This is a genomic window from Gordonia otitidis NBRC 100426 (genome assembly GCF_000248075.1).
In the GTDB taxonomy this organism is placed as follows: Bacteria; Actinomycetota; Actinomycetes; order Mycobacteriales; family Mycobacteriaceae; genus Gordonia; species Gordonia otitidis.
Genome location: NZ_BAFB01000268.1, coordinates 1 through 10,188, shown reverse-complemented (window position 1 = coordinate 10,188; position 10,188 = coordinate 1). Strand labels below are relative to the sequence as shown.

10 protein-coding genes are annotated in these 10,188 nt (G+C 66.7%); 8 read left to right on the top strand and 2 right to left on the bottom strand.

Annotated features, from left to right (window positions below; genetic code table 11):
- Window positions 1-1,133, top strand: a 1,133-nt coding sequence (locus tag GOOTI_RS24540) for an HNH endonuclease signature motif containing protein (RefSeq protein WP_007241304.1), incomplete at its 5' end; no start/stop codon positions are given.
- 191 nt (window positions 1,134-1,324) lie between these two features.
- Here the strand turns inward: GOOTI_RS24540 and GOOTI_RS24535 are convergent.
- Entirely contained in the window at window positions 1,325-1,687 is a 363-nt protein-coding gene (locus GOOTI_RS24535) for a hypothetical protein (RefSeq protein ID WP_039994679.1), read from the bottom strand.
- A gap of 218 nt (window positions 1,688-1,905) precedes the next feature.
- Here GOOTI_RS24535 and GOOTI_RS24530 point away from each other — a divergent pair, with 218 nt between their 5' ends.
- The 6 genes from GOOTI_RS24530 (at window position 1,906) to GOOTI_RS24505 (ending at window position 7,265) form a co-directional block, all read left to right on the top strand.
- The gene (locus GOOTI_RS24530; protein WP_007241302.1) at window positions 1,906-2,769 is read left to right on the top strand and encodes a universal stress protein; all 864 of its coding nucleotides are present in this window, start codon (window positions 1,906-1,908) and stop codon (window positions 2,767-2,769) included.
- Window positions 2,770-2,875: 106 nt separating this feature from the next.
- Entirely contained in the window at window positions 2,876-3,322 is a 447-nt protein-coding gene (gene soxR, locus GOOTI_RS24525) for a redox-sensitive transcriptional activator SoxR (RefSeq protein ID WP_007241301.1), read from the top strand.
- A gap of 57 nt (window positions 3,323-3,379) precedes the next feature.
- Complete coding sequence (locus tag GOOTI_RS24520; RefSeq protein WP_007241300.1) at window positions 3,380-4,369, top strand: patatin-like phospholipase family protein; 990 nt, start codon at window positions 3,380-3,382, stop codon at window positions 4,367-4,369.
- A gap of 4 nt (window positions 4,370-4,373) precedes the next feature.
- Entirely contained in the window at window positions 4,374-5,600 is a 1,227-nt protein-coding gene (locus GOOTI_RS24515; protein ID WP_007241299.1) for an MFS transporter, read from the top strand.
- Window positions 5,601-5,655: 55 nt separating this feature from the next.
- Entirely contained in the window at window positions 5,656-6,891 is a 1,236-nt protein-coding gene (locus GOOTI_RS24510) for an arginine deiminase (protein WP_007241298.1), read from the top strand.
- 8 nt (window positions 6,892-6,899) lie between these two features.
- Window positions 6,900-7,265: a GntR family transcriptional regulator gene (locus tag GOOTI_RS24505; protein WP_007241297.1), complete on the top strand. Its 366-nt coding sequence runs from the start codon at window positions 6,900-6,902 to the stop codon at window positions 7,263-7,265.
- Between the two features lie 140 nt (window positions 7,266-7,405).
- Here GOOTI_RS24505 and GOOTI_RS24500 read toward each other — a convergent pair whose 3' ends face one another.
- On the bottom strand, window positions 7,406-9,028 hold the full coding sequence (locus GOOTI_RS24500; RefSeq protein ID WP_007241296.1) for a dolichyl-phosphate-mannose--protein mannosyltransferase: 1,623 nt from the start codon (window positions 9,026-9,028) through the stop codon (window positions 7,406-7,408).
- A gap of 29 nt (window positions 9,029-9,057) precedes the next feature.
- Here GOOTI_RS24500 and rsmI point away from each other — a divergent pair, with 29 nt between their 5' ends.
- Entirely contained in the window at window positions 9,058-9,933 is an 876-nt protein-coding gene (gene rsmI, locus GOOTI_RS24495) for a 16S rRNA (cytidine(1402)-2'-O)-methyltransferase (protein ID WP_039994678.1), read from the top strand.
- Window positions 9,934-10,188: the final 255 nt, after the last annotated feature.

Below are 10,188 nucleotides of genomic sequence, written 5' to 3'. Positions count from 1 at the left end.
AGGTCGCCGAGGCCGCCGCGCGTGATCAGCGGTCGCAAGCCCAACGCAATCATGACGCCGTGTCAGCGTTGCTGTCGCAGGTGCTGGAGACTGGGATGCTCGGCACGTCGCATCGGGGGTTGCCGATCCAGGTCATCGCCACCACCACACTGGCTGAGTTGGAGGCGCAGGCCGGGGTGGCGCGGACCGCGTCGGGCACCCTGCTTCCGATCGCTGATCTGATCTCGATGGCCACCCACTCGACGAGCGGGGTGCAACCATTCCTGGCGGTCTTCGCCGAGCACACCAGCGTGCCGCTGTATCTGGGGCGGTCGAAACGACTCGCTTCGCCAGGGCAGCGGTTGGCGTTGTTCGCTGCCGAGGGTGGCGGCGTGTGTTCAGCCCCTGGCTGTACTCAGCCGGCGTCGCGGGTGGCGATGCACCACGCCGCCAAGGACTGGGCTGCTGGTGGGTGCACCGATATCGACCAGTTGGCACCGGCGTGCGATGTGCACAACCGTCGCGTCGGATCCAAGCCGGGTCAGTTCACGACCCGCATCATCACCGACGGCCCGGATACGGGTCGGGTGGCGTGGCGGTTGAACGCCGCCCCCGGTATGCCGCCGAATCCTGAACACATCAACCGGGCTGCGGATGTGGCCGCCGACTTCCGCGATTATCTCGCCACCACGCGCGCCGAAACGTCGGCCACCACCGGGACCATCACCCACCTGGCAGACCGCCGCCGCCGACACACACGCACAAGCACAGATGGTGCAGGTGCAGGTGCAGGTCAGGTTGTCGATGCAGGTGTAGGGACAGATGCTGCGGGTGCAGGTGCAGATGCTGGTGGTGGTGCTGCAGGGGAGGGCGTCGGCCGCGTCGACGTGACCGCGTGGGCCGGTCGGGGCGAGTGGCGTGACGATCCCGGCAACCCGCCGACGCCTTACTCGATCAGCATCGTCGATCACCGGCTCCTGACCGCACTGCTCGACACCGCACCCGAGCGCGCGGGTGACCGCCGCGTCGACATCACCTGGAACCCACCCCGCCGGCTCGACCCCGACCCCGACCCCGACCCACCACCCGGCCACGATCCACCCGACGGAGAACCACCCGGCGGCATCGACCCGCCGCTATCCGACGCCGCCTGACCAGCCCTGCCTGCACGTCCCGGCCACGGGCCACCCCACCACCCGCCACCAGAACAGGTGGCGGGGCGCCGGCGGTTGTGGCAGCAGTGATTGTGATGTCAGCTGTCGCTGGTCGTGGAACTGCTCGTGGAAACGGGAGAGTCGTTTTCGCACTGACTGATTCGTGTCACCACAGCGCGGTGATGCGTACCTCAGTCCACCAGCAGGGGCGCGGTGCTGAACAGCACGATGATGAAGAAGGCGAGTTCGAACCACATCGCACCCTGCCAGATCTGCCAGCGGCCGCCCGCGCGCCAGACCCTGTACGTACGTACCGCTGTCACGAGTCCCGCGATCAGCACCACGAGCGGCGCGAGAATGAGCAGCAAGGTCTGGAGTGCACCGGACGACGCCGCCGCGACCAACACGATTGCGACTGCGAAGAACACGACGACGACCACCGAAGTCACCGCGCGACGAAAGTCACTCGGCTCGGACGGGGACGGTCCGCCGACCGATTCGTGCTCCGGATGGTCGGGGCGATCGTCCGGCGAATTGTCTTGTGGTCCAGTCATCGTGGGGTCAGCGCCAATCGGTTCGGGCAGTGCGGGTGATTGTTCGGGGTACAGGCGGTGATTCACCCACCGTACATCTGCACGTCATATCTGCACGTCGCCGAGTCGGGCATCTCCGGCGTGATCGGGACCTTCTTCCATTGCCCTCGCATCGGTTGACGGGCACGATGGAAGGTGAGGATAAGTGACGGAGACAGTTGTGAGGAGTTGGAGTACAGATGAACGCGATTCTCGTCGGCGTTGATGGTTCCGAGGCGGCAACGGCCGCGGTTCGGTGGGCTGCCAAGGAAGCACAGCTCGAGCACCTCGACCTGAAGCTGGTCGGCGTCTACGACGCGAGCACCAGTGACTACGCGCCGGGACTCATCATCCCGCAGGACGTGATCGATGCGATCCGACAGGACGCCACCGACGCGGTGCACAGTGCCGCGTCCGTCGCCAAAGAGGTAGCCTCCGACGTCACCGTGCACACGTCCATCGTCGACGGCGACGCCGCGCGCGTGCTCCTCGAGCTTGGTAAGGACGCGTCGATGATCGTTGTCGGCACGCGGAAGCTCGGCAGCGTGAGAGGTCTGTTCCTCGGCTCCGTCAGCATCACCGTCGCAGCGCACCATCACGGTCGCGTCGTCGTGATCGACGGCGAGGGCAACGTCGACGGTCCGGTCGTCGTGGGTATCGACGATTCGCCGGTGAGTGATGCCGCGGTGAAGGAGGCGTTCCGGCAGGCATCGCTGCGTAACGTCCCGCTCGTCGCAGTACACACCTGGACCCCGCTCGACGTCGACGCACTGCACGGTTACGGCATCGATCCCGACGAGGTCAGCCGGATGTCGCAGGACGCGGTAGAGGCGCTCGCCGAGCGACTCGCGGGCTTCGCATCGGATTACCCGGACGTCACGATCGAACGCAAGGTGATCCCCGAAGACCCGGCCAAGGCCGTGCTCGATGCCGCAGGCGACAAGGCGGCGCTGATCGTGGTCGGTAGCCGCGGTCGCGGTGGCTTCAAGGGCTTGCTGTTGGGCTCGACGAGTCAGAAGGTGCTCCGCGAGGCCGACGCCCCTGTGATGGTCGTCCGTAGCTGATCGACCGCGCTGGGTCGTCACTCGGCGCATCACCCGCTGATCGAGCTCGTCGAGATCACCGACATAGGCGACTTCAAGTGAACTTGAGGTCGCCTATTGTCGTCATATGGGCTTGAAGAAGATCGAACTGTCCGTCGGAGAACTGGCCCAGCGTGCTGGTATCGCTCCCTCGGCCGTCAGATTCTACGAGGACCAGGGCCTGATCTTCTCGCGCCGTACGCCCGGCAACCAGCGTCGATACCACCGTGCGATGCTGCGTCGGGTGGCGTTCATCCGCGCGTCGCAGGCTGCGGGGATTCCGCTCGCCGTGATCGGTGAGGTGTTCGCCGAACTCGGTGATCACGAGTCGCCCTCCCGCGCGATGTGGGAGGCCGCGTCGCAGCGCTGGATCGCCGACATCAATCACCGGATCGAGCTCCTCGAGACCATGCGCGACATGATCGGCTCCTGTGTCGGGTGCGGATGCCTCTCACTCGGGGCATGCCACCTCCTGAATCCCGGCGACGAACTCAACCGTCAGGGCGCGGGCCCTCGACGGCTGCCGATCGAGTGAGCGTCTGTCAGAGAGTGTGTCCATACGACGGCCAACCGGATCGATAGGCTGAACACCATGGCCAGACCGTCTCGCGTGGCCCTCGCTCTGGGCAGTGGGGGAGCTCGCGGCTACGCGCACATCGGGGTCATGAACGAGCTCGACGCCCGCGGGTACGAGATCGTGAGCGTCGCCGGATCGTCGATGGGGGCGCTTGTCGGTGGTCTGTACTGCGCCGGGCGTCTCGACGACTATGTCGACTGGATCAGCGGGCTCTCACAGCTCGACGTCATGCGGTTGCTCGACGTCTCACTGTCCAAACCGGGCGGGATGATCGGTGCCGAACGCATCCTCGCCCGGGTCCGGGAGATCCTCGGCGAAACCACGATAGAAGACCTCGACGTCCCGTTCACCGCGGTCGCCACCGACCTCGCGGCCGGACGACCCGTGTGGTTCCAGAAGGGCAGTCTGGTCGACGCCATCCGTGCCTCGATCGCCATACCCGGCGTGATCCGACCTCACGAGGTCGACGGTCGGCTGCTCGCAGACGGCGGAATCCTCGACCCATTGCCCGTAGCGCCCACTTCCGCGGTCAGCAGCGATGTGACAATCGGCGTCGTGCTCGACGCCGACGACGGAGCCGAACACGGTGCCAGTCGTGCCCCGAAGACAAAGGGTGTGATTCGTCGGAACATCACCCCGCTCCTCGAGAACGACTGGGTGCGGTCGGTACGGGAGCGCTTCGGCGTCGAAGCCGATGTCACCGCGCACGAGTCGACGACCGCGGACGAATCGGCAGACGACGAGGCGCAGCCGCCGAGCGCAGATGCCGACGACGATGCCGCCAGGGCCGCTCCGATGGGCAGGATCGAGATCCTTCTGCGTTCCCTCGACATCATGTCGATCGCGCTCACCCGCTATCAGATCGCTGGCTATCCTCCGGACATCCTGATCCGGGTGCCGCGGAAGGCCGTGCGTACCTTGGATTTCCACAAGGCCACGGAGATGATCGAACTGGGGCGCTCCCTGACCGCCGAGGCGCTCGACAAACTGCCCGAGGAGCCGTGATCGGGTGAAGCAGATTCCCCGCGGAATCTGGGTGTTGTTGTCCGCCAACGTGGTCATCGCACTCGGGTTCGGTCTCATCGCGCCGGCCCTGCCGACTTTCGCCCGCAGTTTCGATGTCGGCTACACCGCTGTGTCGGCGGTCGTGTCCGCGTTCGCGGTGATGCGATTGATCTTCGCCCCCGCCACCGGGCGCCTGGTCACCATCCTCGGTGAGCGTCGGATCTACCTGACCGGTCTCCTCATCGTCGCGGCCAGCACGCTCGCCTGCGCGTTCGCGCAGAACTACATCCAACTCCTCCTGTTCCGCGGCGCAGGTGGGATCGGTTCGACGATGTTCACTGTGTCGGCGATGGCACTGCTGATCAGGCTGTCGCCCAACGAGATCCGCGGCCGCGTGTCGGGATTCTTCTCCGCGGGCTTTCTGATCGGCAACATCACCGGACCGCTGATCGGCAGTGCGCTGGTCGGCTTCGGTCTGCGGATGCCGTTCGTCGTGTACGCGATCGCCCTGCTCGTCGCCTCGGCGGTCGTCGCAACACAGTTGCGCGACACGGCTGAACCGGTGACGTCCGACGCTCCGCAGCGCAGTGCGATGTCGTTGCGTGCCGCCTTGCGTGACAGCGCTTATCGCGCGATCATCGCGTCGAACTTCACTCAGGGCTGGGCCTCGATGGGTGTGCGAGTAGCGGTGGTGCCACTGTTCATCACAGAGGGGCTCGACCAATCGGCCGCGATGACCGGTGTCGTCCTCGCCGTCTACGCCGCGGGAAACGTCGCCGCGATCCTGGTGGCGGGCAGGATGTCCGACCGACTCGGCCGTCGACCCGTGATGCTTCCCGGCCTGGCGATCATGGCGATCTCGACGGCGCTGCTCGGCTTCTCGCCGAACATCGTCGCCGCACTTGTGTTGTCGCTGTTCGCGGGTGTCGGGTCAGGCCTGTTCGCGCCGACCCATCAGGCCGCGCTCGCCGACGTTCTCGGTGCGCGACGGCAGGGCGGATCGGCGCTCGCCGCCTACAGCATGTCGTCTGACCTCGGGGCGGTGACGGGGCCGATCGTCGTCGGATTCGTCGCGGGAAGCGTGGGCTTCGGTCCGGCCTTCGTGTTGACCGGAGCGGTCGCCGCAGTCGCCTTCGTGGCGTGGCTGTTCGCGCGCGAGACCGCGCCAGAGGTCGTGGGCGAGGCGCCACGTCTGCACCCGACCGACCAGGCCGAACCCGACAGTCCGTGAGCACGCGCGCGCTCCGTGCCGAGCGTCCGGGTTTCCGGACGACTAGATTTGTCCCATGCCTGCGTCGACTGCCAGCGGTGATTACACACTCGGCTCCAACACCGAGGTCGGCCGCCTTCGGGCGGTGATGTTACATCGCCCCGGCGACGAACTGCTTCGCCTCACGCCACGCAACAGCGATCAACTACTCTTCGACGGGCTGCCCTGGGTCGCGCGCGCTCAGGAGGAGCACGACGAGTTCGCCGCCGCACTCACCGAGCGCGGCGTCGACGTCTTCCTGCTCGGCGATCTGCTCACCGAGACGCTCGAGCACAGCGGGGCCGCGCGCATCCAGGGGATCGCAGCGGCCGTCAACTCCCGACTGCTCGGGCCGCACCTGGCCGAGGAACTAGCAGGCTATCTCCGTGGGCTGGCCGCGGCGGAACTCGCCGACATCCTGACCGCCGGCATGACATTCGACGAACTGCCGCTGAGTCCGACGGCCGAGGCGTCGTCGTTGGTGCGTCGGATGCACTACGGTCCTGAGTTCGCGATCGCGCCCCTACCGAACCTGTTGTTCACCCGCGACAGCTCGTTCTGGATCGGCCCGCGTTTCGCCATCACCTCGCTCGCCCTGCCCGCGCGGGTGCGCGAGACGTCGCTGACCGATCTGATCTACGCCCACCACCCGATGTTCAACGGTGCGCGACGCGCGTACGAGTCGCAGGTCGCGCCCGTCGAGGGTGGCGACGTGCTGTTGCTGGCACCCGGCGTCGTCGCAGTCGGAGTCGGCGAGCGGACAACCCCTGCCGGTGCAGAAGCCCTCGCCCGCAGTCTGTTCGCCGACGGCCTGGCACACACCGCTCTCGCCGTCCCGATCGAACAGCAGCGCGCATTCATGCACCTCGACACCGTCTGCACGATGGTCGACGCCGACGCGGTGGTGATGTACCCGAACATCCGCGACTCGATGTCGGCATTCACGCTGCGCGATCTCGGCGACGGTGATGTGAAGGTCACGGGCGCCGAACCGTTCGTCGAGGCCGCCGCGGAGGCAATGGGTATCGACAAACTGCGTGTGATCGACACCGGCCTGGACCCGGTGACCGCCGAACGCGAACAGTGGGACGACGGCAACAACACGCTGGCGATCGAGCCGGGCGTCGTCGTCTCCTACAACCGCAACGTCGAGACCAACCGGCGTCTGATGGATTCGGGGATCGAGGTCATCGAGATCGAAGGCCGTGAACTCGGGTCGGGCCGCGGTGGGCCGCGGTGTATGTCGTGCCCACTGTCGCGGGATCTGCTCTGAGGTCGACGATGGAACTCGCCGCGAGACTTCGTATCGACCCCGACGCCGATCGCGCACCATTCGAGCAGATCCGCGTGGGCGTCATCGACCTCGTGTCGCGTGGTGAACTACTTGTCGGGGAACGACTTCCGACGGTGCGCGCACTGGCGGCCGATCTCGACCTGGCCCCGAACACCGTTGCCCGCAGCTACCGCGAACTCGAAGCCGCGGGAATCATCGAGACCAGGGGGCGTCGGGGTTCGTTCATCCGGGCGGGCTCGAACACCACACTCGACGACGCGCAGCGCGCCACTGTCGAGCACGTCGCTGCGTTGCGCGCCATGGGGATCGACGACGCGACGATCGTCGACCTGGTCCGACGCTCGGTCGGCTGACGAATCATGAAGTGAAACCGTAAGTATCTCCAGCGGTATCGACAGCAAGGTGCGAGACCGCGCAATCGGCTGTCTGTCGCAGGGCGGCGGGGTCGTCAACGACATCCTGGAGTTCCTGACGCCGTGTCTGCCATGCGGCCTCAGCCCCAGCTGGGCAGCCAGATCTGCTGATGCCACTGCTCGGGGGAGATCGGACTTGCGGTGAGGATGGGCCACAGCCAGGCGAAGTTCGCGACGACCAACCCGATATAGATCGCGACGACGATGATGCCGAGGGTCTGGCGTTCGGGTCGTGGCTTGCACGGAGACGACCTGGTCGCACGGAGCACGTCGCCGCAACACAGGGCCAGACCCATCACCAGGAACGGCGCGAGGACGGTCGCATAGAAGAAGTACATCTGGCGGTCCAGATCTCCGAACCATGGCAGAAATCCCGCTGCGTAGCCGACGACGACGGCGGCGTAGCGCCAGTCACGTCGGACCAACCAGGCCCACAATCCCCACAGCAGCATCGGTATCGCCAACCACCACATGGCGGGCGACCCGATCAGCATCTGCGCCCGTACACACTGGCCGCCGCCGCACTGGTCGGGGCCGTTCTCGAGGGCGTACAGCATCGGCCGCAGACTCATCGGCCAGGTCCACGGCTTGGATTCCCACGGGTGATGATTACCCGCGGAGTTCGTCAGGCCCGCGTGGAATTTGAGAACACCCGCCTCGTAGTACCAGAGCGAACGCCACGCACCGGGCACCCAGGCGAACGGCCCATCGGTGCCGATGGTGTTGCCGACCTGGTAGCGATAGACCGAGGTCTCACTGGTGAACCACGGCACGAAACTCGCGAAGTAGATGGCGATCGGCATGACGACGAGACTCGCGACGCCGGGCACGGCGTCGCGGACCAGAGCGCCGACCCAGGGGCGTCGAACGTGATAGGCCTTGCGGGCTGCGACGTCGAATCCGATCACCAGCAGCCCGAAGAAGATGACGTAATAGATGCCCGACCATTTTGTCGCGCATGTCAGGCCGAGCATCACTCCCGCAGTGAAGCGGTACCACCGGAAACCCAGGCGAGGGCCGAAGGGCGAGTCGTTGATCCGACCGTCGAGGTAGACGGTGAACATGCGCTCGCGCACCTGGTCGCGGTCGGCGATGATCGCGGTGAACGCGGCGACCACGAACAGGCACTGGAAGATGTCGAGCATTCCCATGCGTGACTGCACGAACAGCACGCCGTCGCAGATCGCGAAGACCGCGGCGATCGCCCCGACCAGCGTCGAACGCGCCATCCGGCGCACGACGCGGTAGATCATCACCACGATCGCCACACCGGCGAGAGCGGACATCACCCGCCACCCGAGCGGCGTGTATCCGAACATCCACTCGCCCGCCGCCAGCAACCATTTGCCCACGGGCGGGTGCACGACCAGGCCGTACGCCGGATTGTCCTCGATCCAGTTGCCGCCGGTCAGTACCTGCCAGCCCTGCGGCACGTAGTGCTTCTCGTCGAAGACGGGCGTGCCCTGATCGGTGGGGTGGGTCAGGCCCCAGAAACGTGTGGCCACGGCGACCAGGGTGATGATCAACCCGACGATCAGTCCCCGCCTGCGGTCGGGCGCCCCGAACAGCGGTACCTCGATCTCTGGATCGGGACGCACACGCGTCGAACGCAGTGCAGCCACCTGCATCATGCGTCCCCGAAGGGGCGTCGGATCGGCGGCGGGCGCAGCTACGGGTCCGTCGACGATGGTCACTCGGCCCATCGTAATGTCCCGCTCGTACAGTGATTCGCATGAATCCCGCTCCCGAGGCGACCGACACCGGCGCGACGAGTGGACGACTCGTCCTCGCCGCGACCCCGATGGGTCAGGTCGACGACGCCTCGACGCGTCTGCGACAGGCGCTCGAGACCGCCGACATCGTGGCAGCAGAGGACACACGACGCACCCGTGCGCTGGCACAGTCGCTCGGCGTGACGATCACCGGCAGCGTCGTCAGCTACTACGACCAGGTCGAGGCCGCACGCACGCCCGCGCTGCTCGACGCCGTCCGCGAGGGTCGCACCGTGCTGCTGGTGACCGACGCAGGCATGCCGTCGGTCAGCGACCCAGGACACAAGATCGTCGCCGCCTGCGCCGCGGCGGGTCTGCGTGTCACCGCCCTGCCGGGTCCGTCCGCGGTGACGACGGCGCTCGCGGTGTCGGGCCTGCCGTCCGACCGGTTCTGTTTCGAAGGATTCGCGCCACGCAAGCGTCAGGCGCGACTCGACTGGCTCGGCCAGCTCGTCGACGAACCGCGCACCGTCGTCTTCTTCGATTCACCGCACCGCCTCGCCGACACGCTCGCCGACGCGGTCGAAGTACTCGGCCCCGACCGTGAGGCCGCGGTCTGTCGGGAACTGACGAAGACCTACGAGGAAATACGTCGGGGTCGGCTCACCGAACTCGCCGAGTGGTCGGCGCAGGGTGTGCGCGGCGAGATCACCGTCGTCCTTGCGCCAGGCGAACGCCGGGTTCCCGCCGTCGACGACCTCGTCGAGCAGGCAGAACAGCTCGTCGCCGGGGGCTTACGTCTCAAGGAGGCCTGCGCGCAGGTCACCGAGGGGACGGGCGTCTCGCGGCGGGACATCTACGAGGCCGTACTGGCCGCGAGGTCGGGGTCTGACTGACCCCGCGGCTCGGGTGGTCCGCCGGGCCCGCCGACGGCACCGGGTTTCGCGCCGACGGCACCGGGTTTCGCGCCGACGGCACCGGGGGCGGTGCAAAAAGTGGGGGAAGAGTCGATGGCGGGGTTCTTCCCCGGGTTTTCAACGTTTCCCCGCGAAGTTTCCCGCGGAAAGGATCGAAACTAGGGGAGGGATTTCTTCCCCTAGTTTCTGCACCCCAGGCCTGTTGAGGGCACGCCAGCTTTCGCGCCGACAGCA

What these genes read in the sequence shown, in the direction of transcription:
- GOOTI_RS24535 (WP_039994679.1), bottom strand. Translation starts at nt 1,687, where the DNA reads ATGACTGGACCACAAGACAATTCGCCGGACGATCGCCCCGACCATCCG.
- GOOTI_RS24530 (WP_007241302.1), top strand. Translation starts at nt 1,906, where the DNA reads ATGAACGCGATTCTCGTCGGCGTTGATGGTTCCGAGGCGGCAACGGCC.
- soxR (WP_007241301.1), top strand. Translation starts at nt 2,876, where the DNA reads ATGGGCTTGAAGAAGATCGAACTGTCCGTCGGAGAACTGGCCCAGCGT.
- GOOTI_RS24520 (WP_007241300.1), top strand. Translation starts at nt 3,380, where the DNA reads ATGGCCAGACCGTCTCGCGTGGCCCTCGCTCTGGGCAGTGGGGGAGCT.
- GOOTI_RS24510 (WP_007241298.1), top strand. Translation starts at nt 5,656, where the DNA reads ATGCCTGCGTCGACTGCCAGCGGTGATTACACACTCGGCTCCAACACC.
- GOOTI_RS24505 (WP_007241297.1), top strand. Translation starts at nt 6,900, where the DNA reads ATGGAACTCGCCGCGAGACTTCGTATCGACCCCGACGCCGATCGCGCA.
- GOOTI_RS24500 (WP_007241296.1), bottom strand. Translation starts at nt 9,028, where the DNA reads ATGGGCCGAGTGACCATCGTCGACGGACCCGTAGCTGCGCCCGCCGCC.
- rsmI (WP_039994678.1), top strand. Translation starts at nt 9,058, where the DNA reads ATGAATCCCGCTCCCGAGGCGACCGACACCGGCGCGACGAGTGGACGA.